Source organism: Prevotella ihumii (assembly GCF_900155655.1).
Classification (GTDB): domain Bacteria; phylum Bacteroidota; class Bacteroidia; order Bacteroidales; family Bacteroidaceae; genus Prevotella; species Prevotella ihumii.
Genome location: NZ_LT706987.1, coordinates 1,876,707 through 1,892,704, shown reverse-complemented (window position 1 = coordinate 1,892,704; position 15,998 = coordinate 1,876,707). Strand labels below are relative to the sequence as shown.

Sequence of the window (15,998 nt, the reverse complement as noted above, 5' to 3'; positions counted from 1 at the left end):
TATTATTTGTTAGAATTTAGAGTAGCTTTGTCGGACGGGTCGGACGGGTCGGACGAGTCCGATTTCGCAGATTACTTCGATTGGTCAGACCTGTCGGACGAGTCAGACCCGTCCGACTTGTCAGACCCGTCCGACAGGTCCGACCCCTCCCCTTTAAAATGCAAATATACAGAATTTCATCTCACATTCCTACCTTTTTATATAATATAGCAAATAAATTATGTTTTTTTAAAGAGAGAATATGTATCTTTGCCGTATGAACCTACTTGTTATCAACATTCTCCTCATCGTGTTCACAGCCCTCGTCGTTGTGGCATACGCCAAACATACCCAACGTGCCAAAAAGCGGAGGACGGAAATCATAGGTGAACCGAAAACAAAACCGATAAACAGTGACGAGCTTGCCACATTATACGATGGTAACGAACTATTGTGTAGGGTGGGCTATCTGCACTATGTGCTCACTACAGCCGAAAAGCCATTGAGCCATTTGAAAGAAACGGAGCGTGATGACTTGACAGAAAAACAATCTACCCAAACACCTGACACAGAACTATTTGTAGGGTATGCCATAGCCGACAAAAACACGAAAAACAGAATAATAGTTTGCACGCATACCCACCGCCACATAGGTGCAATAGACAGCCAAGAAGAGCTTTACACCCTACTGCTCACCCTACCCCATCTGGCTGCATACGGATATGTAAAAGCCATTAGTGAGAACGAAAGCGTAGGCGAAGCATGCATAGAAAGCCTCCCTACGAACTAAAGCCTCCCTACGAACTAAGGCCTCCCCCTCCATTGGGACTACGCTTTATAGGATGTTTCTATTTTTCCGTTTTGCTTCGGATAAGTGTTAAATACAAGGGTCATAATTCGCGTATATGCGTTGAAAAGAAGCGTGATACACAAAAGCGGCATAAATGGGTGTGCAATTGTAAATTGCTGACTGATAATGGGTAATGAGTAAACAGAAAAAAGTGTGCAAGAATATACTGCTTAGATTACGGAAATATAGAACGAATAAAAGAAGAATATGAACAAGAAAAGTACTATTAAGTGGTATTTCAGAAGGCAAAAGTTGAACTTTAGCTTTGCCAAACATCAATGTTGAGGGGGTAAAACATATATGTTTGCCCTTGTCAAAGATGAACTTTGGCTTTCTATACTATCAATAACGGGGATTTAGAATACATAATAAGAAATATCAAACAATTCTATTGGGCAATTAAAATGTTAAATCCGCACAACAGCAAAACCCATTGGGAGAATTAAACCCAAGCCATAAGCCCGAAAAAGGAATTTGGTCGGACTGGTCGGACTGGTCAGACTGGTCAGACTGGTCAGACTTGTCAGACGCGTCCGACTGGTCCGACTGGTCCGACCAGTCCGACTATTCCTACCCATTCCCCTCATTTTGTTAAAAGTAGCAAAACTTACACGCTATTCAAATTTTTATCTTAATTTTGTTGCTTTGTGGGCTAAAGGCGTTTTAGGCTCGCTCTACTACTATACATCTAATAAGAATCATACAAAAATAAAGTCATGAAATCCAACTTAAAGAAAACAGTCCTTATCGCTACTTTGGCGTGTGGGGCAATTACGGGAAATGCCTTTGTGGGCAAACCTGTACAAACCATCAAATCAGTGTACACCAATCCGTTAATGCAGGCAAGCACATTGCCATTTGGCGCACCAGACTTCAGCCGTATCAAGGCAGAACACTATATGCCAGCCATCAAGGCAGGTATAGCCGAACAGCGTGCAGAGATAAAAAAGATAGTAGACAACAAGGCTAAGCCTACCTTCAAGAACACCATCTTGGCGTACGAGGAAAGCGGCAAACTATTGGCACGTGCCACAAGCATTTTCAGTGCCATAGCCGAAGCGCACAAGACACCAGAGATAGAGGCGATAGAGAAGGAGGCTATACCTTTGCTCACCGACTTTGAAAACGAGTTGAACTTCAATCAGAAGTTCTTCCAACGTGTAAAATACGTGTACGACCACGAACTATCATCGCTCCAAGGCGAAGACAAGAAGCTCTTGGAAGAAATATACAAAGGCTTTGTACGCTCAGGCGCATTGCTCGAACCTGCTAAAATGAAGCGGATGGAGGAAATCAACAAGCGATTGGCTGTGCTACAACAAGACTTTGGCAATATGCTTCCAAAGGCTGCTATTGCACAAACTATATGGGTAAACAACGTGAACGACCTTGCAGGACTAAGTCAGGCCGACATAGCACAATGTAAGAAAGACGCTGAAAGCCGTGGCGGAAAAGCTCCTTACTGCATCGTCATTACCAATACCACACAGCAGCCTATCCTTGCCAACCTTGACAATCGTGCCTTGCGCGAACGTGTGTACAACGCTTCTATCCATCGCACAGACGGCACAGGGCAGTACAACGCCTATCCATTGGTTGTAGAAATAGCAAAACTACGTGCCGAAAAGGCAGAACTGATGGGCTATAACAACTATGCCAACTACTCATTGAGCAACGCAATGGCAAAAAACACCGACAATGCCTACGCTTTCCTAAAGCAGCTCATCAAGGAATATCAACCTAAAGCTGAGGCAGAAACAAAGGCGATAGAGGCGTATGCGCGCAAAACACAGGGAGCCGACTTCAAGCTCCAGCCTTACGACCGCTTCTACTATTCGGCAAAGATGAAGAAGGACCAGTACAGCTTCTCTGAAGATGAGGTGAAACCTTACTTCAACATCGACACCGTACTCGTAAACGGTATATTCTATGCAGCCAACAAGGTTTACGGACTTACCTTTAAGGAACGCAAAGACATACCTACCTATCACCCTGACATGAAGGTGTTCGACGTGATAGATGCCAACGGCAAGCAGCTCGCCTTGTTCTATTGCGACTACTTCCGCCGTCCTACCAAGCGAGGCGGTGCATGGATGAGCCCATTCTTCAAGCAGAGCCAATTGCGCGGACAGCTACCTCTTATATATAATGTGTGCAACTACGCCAAAGCACCCGAAGGCAAACCAACACTCATAAGCTGGGACGAGGTAACAACAATGTTCCACGAGTTTGGACACGCCCTCCACGGAATGTTGTCAGACTGCTACTACAACACCCTTAGCGGAACATCAGTAGCACGCGACTTTGTAGAGATGCCATCACAGTTTAACGAGTCGTTTGCAAGCATACCTGAAGTGTTCAACAACTACGCAAAGCATTACAAAACCCACCAGCCAATGCCTGCCGACCTCCGCGACAAGATGATCGGTTCGCTCAACTTCCAAGCAGCCTATGCCCTTGGTGAAAACCTCGCTGCTACCTGTGTCGACCTTGCTTGGCACTGTCTCAGCTCAAAGGACATTCCTACAGCCGAAGGCGCAAAAGATTTTGAAGCTAAAGCCCTCAAAGAAGTAGGTTTGCTCAACAGTCAGATACCACCACGCTACTCTACCTCTTACTTCAACCACGTATGGGGCGGCGGTTATGCAGCAGGCTACTACAGCTACCTATGGTCAGAAGTATTGGCTGTAAACGTGGCAGACTACTTTGCTAAGCACGGCGCATTGACCCGCAAGGTGGGCGACTCATTCCGTGCCAACATTCTTAGCAGCGGTAACACCAAAGACTTGATGCAAATATTTTCAGCTTTCACAGGTCTTAAAGCTCCCGACGCTTCAGGATTGCTCAAGGCTCGCGGCTTGTAAAACGCCATAAAGTTTCGTCCGACCTGTCCGACCAGTCCGACTTGTCCGACCAGTCCGACCCGTCCGACCCGTCCGACCCGTCCGACAAAACAAATAGATAACTATCAAAGCAAAAACTTGGGCTCTTCCCACCATTTTTTTGGTTGGGAAGAGCCTTTTTTCTTTTTTTTTAAAATAATTAAAGAAAAAGTTTTCTGTTTAAAAAATATTTTATATATTTGCAACCAACAACAATTTTACTTAATAAAGTAACAAAATCATAGGTTATCGAAAGATAAACCTAACCTAAAATACTGAAAATAGTCATAACGGTAGACAATCTACCTAAAATTTAAACTTAAATATTATCAATTATGAAAAAAACTTTACTCGCAGCACTCGCAGTAGTGTTCAGCCTCGGTGCAATGGCACAAGATGTTGAAAAACCAGAAGGTCTTATCAAAGAAAAACCAGCAGGCGAATTAAAGCTCTATCGTCCAGTAGCAGGCACATGGGTTTATTTCGATTCGAAAGCAAAGAAACTGGTCCCAGTCGATTGTACAAAGCTGGGTGGTCTCAAATTGGAATCTCGTAAAGATTTAGACCGTCAAGTAGTTATCGATCCTAACGGAACAGACGTTTATATGAAGAACTGTGTATCTACTGTGGGATCTAGTTATTGGATAAAAGGTACCAAGAATGGAAATAAACTTACATTCCCTACACAGCAATGTATTATTTGGTGGGATGCTGACGATAAAGGTCCTGCAGAGGGTGTTATGGCTTGTATCGCCAAGGTAGGTACCAACGACGAAGGTAAGGAAGGTTATGTTATTGATGAAGACGATACAGAGTTTTCTTATGAACTTGACGGTAATTCACTCGCCCTGCTTGAAACTTCACATGATAAAGATAACGTAAGAATCTTGGCTGTTAGTCTAATGAGCAAGCCTGGTGTCCTTGGTTATTTTGAATTTCAAACAGTTTACGAATACGACGAAGAAGCTACACAGGCAGTTACAGCTGCAGCTATCCAAGGCGTTCAGGCTGATACCAATAACGAAGTTGTAGGCGTTAAGTACTTCGACCTCTCTGGTCGTCAGATTGCTAAGCCAGCTAACGGCGTTTCTATCCAAAAGGTAGAATACAGCAATGGTGCACAGAAGGCAACAAAGATTATCGGTAAGTAATTTTCTTCCCCGATACACACAAACAAACAGCTAATACAGCTGATTAAAATAAGACACATCTCACATTGTGGGGTGTGTCTTTTTTTGTCTCCCTCCGCCAAGTCCGACCCGTCCGACAAGTCCGACAAGTCCGACAAGTCCGACCCGTCCGACAAGTCCGACCCGTCTGACTGGTCCGTAAGCATCCAATATTAGCCGCCTTTGTGTAACATTCTTGCTTTACTACCTTTGCCCGAAAAACTTATGTTTGTACTCAATGAAACAAATGTTTTTCGGGTTTGTTGCACTCCTGTGGACATGCGTCAGGGTATTCTTCGCCTGTCCCAATTGGTACGCAGCAATGACTTCAATCCTTCTGATGGTGTTGTCTACGTTTTCTACAATCGAGCCCGTAACCGAATTAAATTGCTGCACTGGGAACGCTGTGGTTTTGTCGTGTATCATAAACAGATGGCACAGGGTTGCCTAAGTCCTAAAATCATACGGGCGAGAGCTGGATTTTATGAACTTCGCTGGGACGAATTGGTACTCTATATTGAAGGTATAAATCCTAATTGCTACCGAAGAAAAAGATACAATAAATCTTAGTATTTTCTTGCCAGTGTCAGATATTTTTTGTAATTTTACATCGTATAAAGAACTGATAATGTGATGGATATGCCTTATTGCACAATGACATCTGACTACCATTCTCTCACTCGGGAAGCTGTTGTTAAACTTCTTGAGCAAAGGGATGCTGAGCTTAAGAACAAGGATACTCAACTCAAGAACAAGGATGCTGAGCTTAAGAACAAGGATACTCAACTCAAGGATAAGGAGGCTGAGCTCAAGGATAAGGATGCTGAGCTCAAGGATAAGGATGCTGAGCTCAAGGATAAGGATGCTGAGCTCAAGGATAAGGATGCTGAGCTTAAGATTAAGGATGCTGAGCTGGAACGAAAGTCCCGTCGCATTCTTGAACTTGAGCGTATGGTATTTGGCAGGCGCAGCGAGAAACGCCTGCCTGAGAGTGCAAGTGGCTGGGCGGGTACGCTTTTTGACGAACAGTGGGCCAAAGAGGGTTCCCTGGCTCAGGTGGAAGCCCTTCCCATCATCAAGGAGATAAAACAGCAGGCCGGGCAACGCAGGTCATCACGCCGTGTGAGCCGTCCTTCCAGAAAGGGTAGGGCCTACGCCTCCTATGTTCCCGAGAATATAGAGCGACAGGTGACGGAGATATATCCAGAGGGTTATGACGCTGAGCGCATGGTCATCATCGGACATGACAGAAGTGAGCATCTGTGTCTGCGTCCCTCATCCTTTTATGTCAGGGTAGAAGATCGTGTCATCTGCCGCCTGAAGGAAGCCCGGCCAACGGATGCGAAGGTCGACATCCTGGAAGCCCCCTTGAAAAAGCAAGCGGTGGATTGTTTTGCCGACGCTTCCCTGCTCGCCGAGATCATCACCGCCAAGTTCGCCTATCACCAGCCCGAGTATAGGCAATGTGAAAGATGGAAGGAACTGGGCGTGAACCTCCCCACCTCAACCGTCAACAGCTGGGTTCACGATGCCGCCGATGCACTTTATCCACTTTACAAACTTCAAGTAAGACAGATCCTGCAAAGTCCTTATCTTCAAGTTGACGAGACCAGCGTACAGGTTGCCGACCGCAAGGGAAAGACGCGCAAGGGATACCTGTGGGGCGTGCGTGACGCCATGCACTCCCAGGGAGTGTTCTTCCATTGGAAGGACGGGTCGCGGTCGGGCGCTGTGGCAGATGAGCTCTTCAAGGGCTACCAGGGTGCCATACAGTCTGATGGGTATGAGGTCTACAGCAGGTTTGAGAACGTTCAGGGCATCGTGCTGTTAGGATGTATGGCACACGTGAGACGTAAGTTCGAACATCTGGCGGCTGACGATAAGAACGCCGCCCATATCATCGAAACGATAGCCACGCTTTATGAGTTGGAGGAAAACCTCAAACACAAGAAAGCACCACCCGAGGAAGTGGAAACAGAACGAAAGGCTAAAGCTTACCCTATTCTTAAGTATTTGGAGACCTATATGTTGGATGTACACAAACAGTACACCCCAGGCGAAGCTATGGAGAAGGCACTGCGTTATGCCTTCGCCGTATGGATACGCATTGGCAGGTATGTGCAGGACGGACGCTTCAACATAGACAACAACCTCATGGAACAGGCCATCAGGCCCATCACGCTTGGAAGAAAGAACTACCTGTTCTGTGGTAACAATGAGGGAGCAGAGAACAACGCCGTCTTCTATACCTTTATGGCGTGTTGCAGGGAAGCAGACATAGAGCCATACAAATGGATGAAGGAAGTTCTTTCAAGGCCCCTGCTCGACATGACGGAGGAGGAACTCACGAAAATGCTACCTTCAAACTTCAAATAACAAATAACCCTTATATGCTGCCAGACATATAAGGGTTATTTGTTGGTGTGAAAGGCGGCTAATATTGGATGCTTACACTGGTCCGACGACCGATTTGGGTTTAACCCAATAAAACAACAAAGGAGGCAAAGAAAAAGGGTGCACCCACGATGGGTACACCCTTTGTTTTATGAGTATGTTTTCGGGGGTAATTACTTGATATTCTTCAAGATAGCGAGCAAGTGATCCCATACCATCTGAGCGGTTGGGATAAGGAGTCGCTCCTCTGGAGTGTGAACAAAGCGGAGTGTAGGACCGAAGCTCATCATATCTACTTTAGGATATTTCTCTGAAATCAATCCACATTCCAAACCTGCGTGAATACCCAATACTTCAGGTTCTTTACCGAAGAGCTTCTTGTATTCTTCCACGGCAACAGCTACGAGTTTAGAATTTGGGTTCATCTTCCAACCTGGGTATTGGTCGTGCTGACAAACCTCTGCACCTGCAAGTTCGAAACAAGCCTTGATGGTGTTTGCTATATTGGTGAGCGCGCTTGAAACGTTAGAACGTTGAGATGCTACTACGGTGATAGCCTCGTCCTCGGTGCAAACCACAGCCACATTGCTTGATGTTTCCACCATATAAGCCAAAGCCTCGTCTTGGCAGTTGGCCAACGGACCATTGTCTACCGCCTGAATAGCCATAACCAATCGGCAAGCCACTTCCTTCTCTACCACAGGGCAAGCATCGGTGCTTTCCATTCCCCAAACAGCGTTAGGGTCTGACACGTGATACTCTTCTTCTACACCCTTGGTATAGATGTTCCAGTCTGCCATCACTTCTTCCTTCTTATCGGCAGGTACCGCAAATACCACCTTACCATCGCGAGGAATAGCGTTATCCATCTTGCCTGAGTTCCAATGAGCTATGCGCAAGTCCATCTTGCTTTGCTCCATATAGAGGAAACGACCGAGCACCTTTATTGCATTGGCACGCTTCTTGTTGATGTCGTCGCCAGAGTGGCCACCTGTAAAGCCCTTCACGCTTGCTTCCATAAAGAAGTAGCCTGCTGGAGCTTCTTCGCGCTTGTAACGGAATACGCTGTCGGTAGTGATACCACCTGCACAACTTACAAAGATTTGCCCCTCGTCTTCAGAGTCTATATTGATGAGATACTTACCTGTCATCCACCCTGGCTCCAAGCCAAACGCACCTGTAAGACCTGTTTCTTCGTCTACGGTGAACAAACATTCTATCTTGCCGTGCTCAATGTCGGTTGCTTCGAGAATTGCCAACTCGTATGCCACACCTATACCGTCGTCAGCGCCGAGGGTTGTGCCTTTAGCTGTGAGCCATTCGCCGTCGATGTAAGTCTGGATAGGGTCTTTGTGGAAATCGAACTTAACGTCCACCAACTTGTCGCACACCATATCGATGTGGCTCTGAAGAATTACGGTAGGCACGTTTTCCATACCCTTTGTTGCAGGCTTGGTAATGAGAACGTTACCAGTTTTGTCAACTTTAGTGTCCAAGTTGTGGCTCTTGCCAAACGCTACGAGGAACTCAATCATCTTCTCTTCGTGCTTGGAAGGACGTGGAATTTGATTGATTTTAGCGAACTGCTCGAATACACAAGCAGGTTTTAATTCAATGTTTGCCATTTTTAATAGTATTTTCTTTTTTATTCCTTCGATTTATGTTACCTTTGCAAAGGTATTTACATTGCAAAGTTAATAAAAATGATACAAACATTATTGCTCAGTGTGTTAATAATTGCTATTGCAGTGGTCTTGCTCTCTGTAAGAGTCATTCTGCAGAAAGGGGCTTCTTTTAAGTCGCAGCACATTCACGACAGCGAATACTTGCGAAAGAAAGGTATTCATTGCGTGATAGACCAAGACAAGGAAGCACGAGCACAAAACCGCGCTTATTAATATATAATAAGGTGGCGGAGAAACATAAGAATTAAAAACGACAAAATAAAAATATGAAAAAGATTTTCGGAACATTGGCTATTGCAGCCATTGCTATGAGTTTTGCAGCGTGCAACAACCAGCCAAAGGCTAACGACACAGCACCAACCAAGGCAACAGCTACCACTGCTGCATCATCGGACAGCAAGAAAGTGGCATACGTAGAGATTGACTCGATTATGAGCCAATACACCTATTGGAAAGAGGTGACAAAGATAATGCAGGCTAAAGAAAGCAATATTCAGAAGACATTGGCAGGCAAACAGAAGTCTATTCAGGCAGCTGCAGCCAACTTCCAACAGAATATTCAAGCCAACAAGTACACCCAGGAACAGGCTCAGCAGATACAAGCAGGCATACAAAAGCAGGCTGCTGATGCTGACGCATTGCAACAACGACTTGGCAACGAGTATCAAGCAGAGGTGGCTAAATACAACAAAGCTTTGTCTGACAGCGTTCACAACTACTTGAAAGAGTTCAACAAGGACAACAAGTATGTGATGATTCTTGCTAAGAGCGGCGACAACATTCTCTATGCTGACCCAGCTTGCAACATTACCAACGAGGTAGTAAAGGGAATGAACAAGGCTTACAAAGGTATGAAGAAATAATAGAAGACATAAGTTAATAATAAAAAGGAATCAGTTAAAAGATTGAAATGTGGGGCAGCGGCCCCGTGAGTTATTGAGAGAGAAGATAAGACGTGAGTCTTGTCTTCTTTTTTTTTGCATCTGCCCAATATGGGGGGATTGGTCGGACTGGTCGGACTGGTCAGACTGGTCAGACGGGTCAGACAAGTCGGACAAGTCGGACTGGTCGGACAAGTCGGACGGGGTTAATAGCGTTTCAGCGCTCGGTCCATCTCTCGGCGGTCTTCCTTTGCCTTGAGTGTTTCGCGTTTGTCGTACTCCTTCTTACCACGACACAAGGCTATGTCTACCTTGGCTCTACCGTTCTGGTCTATAAAAACAAGGGTGGGCACGATGGTGTAGCCTGGCGACTTGGCGTCTTCTTCCAATCGGCGTATCTCGCGCTTGCTCAATAACAACTTGCGGGTACGCTTTGCCTCGTGATTGCTGTACGAACCATAGAAATAAGGCGATATATTCATACCCTGTAGCCACATTTCGCCCTTGTTGATAAAGCAAAACGAGTCTACCAACGAGGCTTTTCCTGCACGTATCGACTTGATTTCAGTACCCGTAAGTACGATGCCTGCCGTGTAGGTATCTACAAAAAAATATTCGAACGAAGCCTTCTTATTGCGTATCTGCACAGGCGACTTCTTTCTCAACGCTATTTCGTCCTTATTCATTGTTCTATCACTACAAAATCTTCAATATGGTCGTCAACGTATTCGGCTACCTTTGCCATCCATTGTTCTTCGTTTACGATAAAATCATCGTCCAATTCGTCAAACTCTGGCATTTGCTCGTACAGTGCCATAAAGTCGTCGTCCGACATCTCACACTCTATCTCATTACGATATTTCTCGTAGTATCGCTTCGCCTTACGAATGTGCGAATAGAGGTCTGTAAGCCCCCAATTGCGCATTGCCACAGCGAAGGGATTTTTGAAAAAGAAAGCTCCGTAGCCGTTGTGAATGAGCTGCACATAGCCTCCGTCCATCACCTCGGTGTGCAGATAGCTCCACCCAAGGAGCGTAATCTGGTCGGGCGATAGCGCGCCAAGGTTCTCATTGGTAAGCTGTCCGCCTATGGCTTCGTGAATGGCATCTACAAATACTTGCACAAAGGCGTCCATATCTGTATTGGCTGCCGTGCGCACTTTCTCTTCTTTTACTTTTACTTCTATCATTGTAATGCGATATAAAAAACTGCTGCCCCCTTCCTTCGTGCTATAATGCTTATAAAGAGGGGGTATGGATTGACAAAGTTAAGTAAAAAAAATGAATTGTAGAAATAAATTGAAAAATTAAGTTGTACATTTGCACAACGAGATACAAAAACATAAACCCAAATCGGTCGTTAGCCCGATAGGAACAAAGAATAACAGCCTCAACCTAAAAAGTAAAAATAAGCAAAGAAAAGCTTGGAAAAATAATTGCACGCTGTTATCGTACACAGCAAATAAAGTGACAAAAAGTAAGGAAAAACATTTGGAAGATACAGAAAAAGTGCTTATCTTTGCAATCGTTATCCTGAAAACAATCTTTTTACCTTAAATGGCTAATACCTATTGAAGATTTGAGGCGGTCACCTGAGAAGGTCATCGCTTTCTTTTTTATGTATAAATTAGTCTTACTTCTGCATAAACACGTTTTATTTATACATAAAGAAAACTTACATTCGAAAAAATATTTTCCAACCTTTCGCCTTTTTGTTCGCAAATATGCAAATTTGCATTTCTTGAGTTTCAATCCGAAATCAACCAATTTTGATATAAAAACAAATACTTATGCAATTATGCGCTCTAAAATCTAAAATTATATTAATTTTATGCTAAAACCTCACTTAGAATAGCATATTTCTGAAAAAACAACTTATATTTGTATTGTAAATTCAAAGCTAAAACACGTAAGTACATAAATATACAAGCGTAGAGCGTATTACAAAATACAAGGCCTCAGCCTTGAATACCTAAGATGTATAAAGGATAGACTTATCGAGTGCGAATGGTGAAAAAGAAATGAACAACGACACAAAAACAAAATTAGAAAGCCCTATGGTAAAACTTAGAAACAAAACGTCTAAAGGACGAATGATTATTTCGGCATCGCCCTACTCAAGCGTAGTTACAATCGATATGGATTGTAAGAAGAAGAAGTATAACGCAAGTAATATAGAGGAAAGAGAAGTAAAAAGCGTAAACAGCATTTTTGAGACAATGCTCAATATCGTAGATGCTGCAACAGAAAAATTAGATAAATTCCTCTTTGGAAAGTAATCAAGGCTTTTAAAAACCAACAAATCAAGTCCTCCACTGCTGGGCTCAGGGGAGGGCTTTTGGGGGTTGTCGGACTGGTCGGACCTGTCGGACTGGTCAGACTGGTCGGACTGGTCAGACTGGTCAGACCTGTCGGACGGGTCGGACGGGTCGGACTGGTCAGACAAAACCACAGCACCTCCTACCCCAATACTTAAACTATTAAAAAACATTAATTCTAAGAAAAAATCACATAACATAACCTCCATTCAGCAATAATATACTATATTTGCGGTCTAAATCTGAACTCATCTGTAATACCAAACCCATCTATCGCATAGACATCACCTATCGCATAGACATCACCTATCGCATAGACATCACCTATCGCATAGACCTCAAAAACACATTTAACAATCGGAGAAATCACCTACAGAATTGAGATTGAATGAAATAAAACCTATTATTCAAATTTAATAAGCACACTATGAAGAAATCAGTATCCCTTTTGCTGCTATGTGCTATGATGTCGGGACACATCTACGCCGACAAAGTATCTAAATCGCAAGCACAACAGATTGCTCAGCAATTCTTAGCAACAAAAGCTCATCGTGGCATAAAGGCTCATTTTGCAGCGATGCCCAAAAAGTTTATGGCGCAAAACACTACACCTGACTTTGCACCATTTTATGTTTATAACGCTGAAAACAATGGCGGATTCGTTATTGTTTCGGGCGATGACGCTGTAGGCCAAGTATTAGGTTACAGCGACAAAGGCTCGTTCAGCCTCGAAGGTGCACCTGCCAACGTTGTAGCTATGTTTAAGATGTTTGCACGTGCAGTAGAAAACGCAGCAAAGAAAGCTCCCACAGGACCAAAAGAAGATGCTTACCCAACACAGGGCAAGGTGGTTGTAGCACCACTCTTGGGCAATATACAGTGGGGACAGGACGCTCCATTCAACACACAGTTTCCTACCTACACAATGGTAGAGAAAGACCACACAGGCAAGACCCAAACCATTACTCGCAACTACTACGTAGGCTGTGTGGCTACCGCAATGGCACAGATAATGCGCTTCCACCAATATCCTGAACAAGGTAAGGGTACACTGACCTACAAACCAAAGATGAGCCGAGACGGAAAGGATATAGGACTTGGCAATCCTATCACTGTAGACTTCAGCGCATCACACTACGATTGGAGCAAGATGCCTCAATATATGGAGCAAAACAATGCTGACAAGGAACAAAACAAGCAAGTGGCAACCCTAAGCCAGAACGTGGCAACATCGGTTTATATGTCGTTCGACAACAAGGGCAGCGGCACTCTATCTCAATTCGTTAGAAAAGCACTCATCGAATATTTTGGATACGATAAGGGTATCAACTACATCGCTCGCGACTACTACACCACGCCAGAGTGGATGAAACTCATCAAAGCCGAATTGGACGCTCATCGCCCAGTGTTCTACAGCGCATCTAACGAAGACGGATTGGGTGGACACGCCTTTGTATGCGACGGTTACGATGATAAAGACTATGTACACATCAACTGGGGTTGGTATGGCAGGAGCAACGGCTACTTCAATGTAAGTGCGCTCAACCCTCAAGACCTTGGCATCGGTGCTAATGGTGGTGGATACAACCTACAACAAGAAATCATAACAGGTATTCAGCGTCCAACTGCTACCTCGCCAAAGTATGTCTACCCACTCTATTGTATGACACGCAGCGTGGCTAACTACTTCGATTACAAAAAGATAGTAGACTGTATGACAACCTTAAAATACAACGAGGCATACGACTTTAACGGCGAATTAGCAAGTGTGCTTGTAGACAAGAACAACAACATTGTAGACATATTGAAGAAGCAACCTTTGAAACTCAAAGGGGTAGACCAAAATATGAAAATAGATATGCCACTCGTCTTTGTAAAGGGTGCCCCATCTGACGTGCCACACGCTGCAGATGGTTCAGACTACAAGGTGATGTTTGCAGCAAAGGCCACAGGCGACACCGAATGGCAAATTGTACGCACATCAAAGAACCTCCCTAATTATGGCGAAGCTACTGTTGTGAACCACAAGATAACCAAGATAAAGCAGCACCAACCAACACCTGACGTAACATTGCTTAGCAAAATTACTACCGACGGACCACTCTACGCAAAGGGTAGCGGACTGTTCAAGATACACATCAAGAACAACAGCCAAGACTACTACGTACAGCACGTATGGCTCAAATTTACATCGGTGGACGACCCATCAAAGGTGTACTATGTGCACGAGGACGACTTCAAGACCAACCAAGTGTACGACAATAGCGAAAAAGAATTCTTTATCCTTTGCGACCTTCCTGCAGAAATGCCACAAGGCAAGTACAAGGTGAAGGCTTACGACCGTGATGTAACTCGCAACTCGAAGACAAAGGAATACAAGACAGACAACTTCCTCGCACAACCATTCAACGATGAAAAGGTAGGAGAAACCGTACTCGAAGTATTGGGCGAAGCTACCTCACCTATCATTCGCCAGTTGGGCAACTTTGCTTACTTAGAAATCACAGGCAAGAAGGAAGTGAAACAAGGCGAAATGATTGTCATCAGCCAACCTATTCGCAACTATGGTCTTGCAGGGACAACAGGTCTATTGCTCAAGGCTGAAAACGTAGAAACCAAGGAGATAATCAACTTTATCCAAATGGATAGACAATTCAAGATGAAAGAATTTATCACCAATTTCTACAACGTACGTGTCAACCTTGCACCTGGCAAGTATCGCCTCCTTCCTTACTACATCAACAACAACACTGAAGTAGCAATGGAAAACCTTGGCGAAGAATGTATCGTAGAAATCAAGGAGAATACCGACATTCCTTTGGTTTGCGAAGAACTCTCTGTAACCAATCCTGTGATGAAACCTGGGGTAAGGTACAAAGGTACAAAGCTCACACTCAAGGCTGTCAAAGACGTCAAGAACATTAAGCTCGGCTTGCGCCTCGTTCCTGCAACACGTAAAAATGGCGAATTTGTTAAAATGTGGTTTGGCAAGACCCTCACAGCAGGTCAGAGACTTACAGAAACCTTCGCTATCAAACCAAAAGAAACAACTGCACCTGGCAAATACCTCCTCTACGTCGAATACGCTGACGGCAAAAACTACAAAGCTGTAGCAGGCAAGGGCATCATAGAAGTTACACTTGGCGAACCTACAGGTATTGAGGAAGTTAACACTACTGCCAACGCTGCAACATTCAGCCTTGACGGCAAGACCCTCCACTTCGACAACCTCAACGACATTCGCCACATAGACATCTACACCCTCGCAGGTGCTAAGGTATATGGCACAAAGCCTATGGCTACCAACCTTGTGCTCAACCTCAACGATGGCATCTATGTAGTACGCCTTACCACTGCTGAAGGCACAGTAAGTAAGAAGGTGGTTTTGAAGTAAACAAATAAGAACGCAAATGGTTTTTATAACAACGTAAAAAAAAGTCTTACAACAACGTAAAAAAAAGTCTTACAACAACGTAAAAAAGTCTTACAACAACGTTAAGAGTTTTATAACTCGCATAAAACCAACCCCATCAGATAAGGGCTATGCCGCAAGGTATAGCCCTTATTCCTTTAACTCTCCCTTTAACCCAAATCGGTCATTAGCTCGCAAAGGGTTTTTTCGGACAAGTCGGACTGGTCGGACTGGTCGGACCTGTCCGACAAAACAACCTGCTGCAAACCACAGCAAATACGTGATCCCCTCCTAACGGCTACGCTTTATACACATCTCTGTTTAACAAAAATATTGCGAAAAGAACAGCTAAACGCTTTAAAAAGCCTTTGCGGGCTAATGACCGATTTGGGTTTAATAGAAGGAACGAAATTTGGGTTAAACAGAGAT

The 15,998-nt window shown here is 44.4% G+C and carries 18 protein-coding genes; 15 read left to right on the top strand and 3 right to left on the bottom strand.

Features of this window, described 5'->3' with window-relative positions:
• Window positions 1-6: 6 nt before the first annotated feature.
• The 8 genes from CZ367_RS15485 (at window position 7) to tnpC (ending at window position 7,256) form a co-directional block, all read left to right on the top strand.
• The gene (locus CZ367_RS15485) at window positions 7-210 is read left to right on the top strand and encodes a hypothetical protein (protein WP_154669316.1); all 204 of its coding nucleotides are present in this window, start codon (window positions 7-9) and stop codon (window positions 208-210) included.
• Window positions 211-256: 46 nt separating this feature from the next.
• Window positions 257-769 (top strand): hypothetical protein, encoded by a 513-nt coding sequence (locus CZ367_RS08530; RefSeq protein ID WP_077196506.1) that lies wholly within the window; start codon window positions 257-259, stop codon window positions 767-769.
• 493 nt (window positions 770-1,262) lie between these two features.
• Window positions 1,263-1,424: a hypothetical protein gene (locus CZ367_RS15480; RefSeq protein ID WP_154669315.1), complete on the top strand. Its 162-nt coding sequence runs from the start codon at window positions 1,263-1,265 to the stop codon at window positions 1,422-1,424.
• A 121-nt stretch (window positions 1,425-1,545) separates the two neighbouring features.
• Window positions 1,546-3,693: a M3 family metallopeptidase gene (locus tag CZ367_RS08525; RefSeq protein WP_077196505.1), complete on the top strand. Its 2,148-nt coding sequence runs from the start codon at window positions 1,546-1,548 to the stop codon at window positions 3,691-3,693.
• 353 nt (window positions 3,694-4,046) lie between these two features.
• Window positions 4,047-4,862, top strand: coding sequence for a hypothetical protein (locus CZ367_RS08520; protein ID WP_077196504.1), 816 nt, complete (start codon window positions 4,047-4,049; stop codon window positions 4,860-4,862).
• Window positions 4,863-4,934: 72 nt separating this feature from the next.
• Window positions 4,935-5,057 (top strand): hypothetical protein, encoded by a 123-nt coding sequence (locus CZ367_RS16460; protein ID WP_262500730.1) that lies wholly within the window; start codon window positions 4,935-4,937, stop codon window positions 5,055-5,057.
• Window positions 5,058-5,105: 48 nt separating this feature from the next.
• Window positions 5,106-5,450, top strand: a complete 345-nt coding sequence (gene tnpB / locus CZ367_RS08515; RefSeq protein ID WP_077195478.1) for an IS66 family insertion sequence element accessory protein TnpB — start codon at window positions 5,106-5,108, stop codon at window positions 5,448-5,450.
• 63 nt (window positions 5,451-5,513) lie between these two features.
• A complete protein-coding gene (tnpC, locus tag CZ367_RS08510; RefSeq protein ID WP_077196503.1) occupies window positions 5,514-7,256 on the top strand; it encodes an IS66 family transposase in 1,743 nt (580 codons plus the stop codon).
• A gap of 191 nt (window positions 7,257-7,447) precedes the next feature.
• Here tnpC and CZ367_RS08505 read toward each other — a convergent pair whose 3' ends face one another.
• Window positions 7,448-8,899, bottom strand: coding sequence for an aminoacyl-histidine dipeptidase (locus tag CZ367_RS08505; protein ID WP_077196502.1), 1,452 nt, complete (start codon window positions 8,897-8,899; stop codon window positions 7,448-7,450).
• A gap of 78 nt (window positions 8,900-8,977) precedes the next feature.
• On the opposite strand from CZ367_RS08505, the gene CZ367_RS08500 reads away from it, so the two are divergent.
• The 3 genes from CZ367_RS08500 to CZ367_RS15910 all read left to right on the top strand — a co-directional run bounded on the left by CZ367_RS08500 (window position 8,978) and on the right by CZ367_RS15910 (window position 10,099).
• Entirely contained in the window at window positions 8,978-9,172 is a 195-nt protein-coding gene (locus tag CZ367_RS08500) for a hypothetical protein (RefSeq protein ID WP_077196501.1), read from the top strand.
• 53 nt (window positions 9,173-9,225) lie between these two features.
• Complete coding sequence (locus CZ367_RS08495; RefSeq protein ID WP_077196500.1) at window positions 9,226-9,822, top strand: OmpH/Skp family outer membrane protein; 597 nt, start codon at window positions 9,226-9,228, stop codon at window positions 9,820-9,822.
• 73 nt (window positions 9,823-9,895) lie between these two features.
• Complete coding sequence (locus CZ367_RS15910; RefSeq protein WP_144005966.1) at window positions 9,896-10,099, top strand: hypothetical protein; 204 nt, start codon at window positions 9,896-9,898, stop codon at window positions 10,097-10,099.
• Here the strand turns inward: CZ367_RS15910 and smpB are convergent.
• Both smpB and CZ367_RS08485 read right to left on the bottom strand, forming a co-directional pair.
• A complete protein-coding gene (smpB, locus tag CZ367_RS08490) occupies window positions 10,047-10,526 on the bottom strand; it encodes an SsrA-binding protein SmpB (protein WP_077196499.1) in 480 nt (159 codons plus the stop codon). The genes CZ367_RS15910 and smpB overlap by 53 nt on opposite strands.
• The gene (locus tag CZ367_RS08485) at window positions 10,523-11,029 is read right to left on the bottom strand and encodes a DMP19 family protein (RefSeq protein ID WP_077196498.1); all 507 of its coding nucleotides are present in this window, start codon (window positions 11,027-11,029) and stop codon (window positions 10,523-10,525) included. The genes smpB and CZ367_RS08485 overlap by 4 nt, the downstream gene beginning before the upstream one ends.
• 831 nt (window positions 11,030-11,860) lie before the next feature.
• On the opposite strand from CZ367_RS08485, the gene CZ367_RS15030 reads away from it, so the two are divergent.
• The 4 genes from CZ367_RS15030 to CZ367_RS08470 all read left to right on the top strand — a co-directional run bounded on the left by CZ367_RS15030 (window position 11,861) and on the right by CZ367_RS08470 (window position 15,551).
• Window positions 11,861-12,118 carry a hypothetical protein gene (locus CZ367_RS15030; protein WP_144005965.1) on the top strand — a complete coding sequence of 86 codons (258 nt, stop codon included), beginning with the start codon at window positions 11,861-11,863 and terminating at the stop codon, window positions 12,116-12,118.
• A gap of 66 nt (window positions 12,119-12,184) precedes the next feature.
• Entirely contained in the window at window positions 12,185-12,376 is a 192-nt protein-coding gene (locus tag CZ367_RS15475; RefSeq protein ID WP_154669314.1) for a hypothetical protein, read from the top strand.
• A gap of 10 nt (window positions 12,377-12,386) precedes the next feature.
• Window positions 12,387-12,539, top strand: a complete 153-nt coding sequence (locus CZ367_RS15470; protein WP_154669313.1) for a hypothetical protein — start codon at window positions 12,387-12,389, stop codon at window positions 12,537-12,539.
• 45 nt (window positions 12,540-12,584) lie between these two features.
• The gene (locus tag CZ367_RS08470) at window positions 12,585-15,551 is read left to right on the top strand and encodes a thiol protease/hemagglutinin PrtT (protein ID WP_077196495.1); all 2,967 of its coding nucleotides are present in this window, start codon (window positions 12,585-12,587) and stop codon (window positions 15,549-15,551) included.
• The last annotated feature ends 447 nt before the right edge of the window (window positions 15,552-15,998 follow it).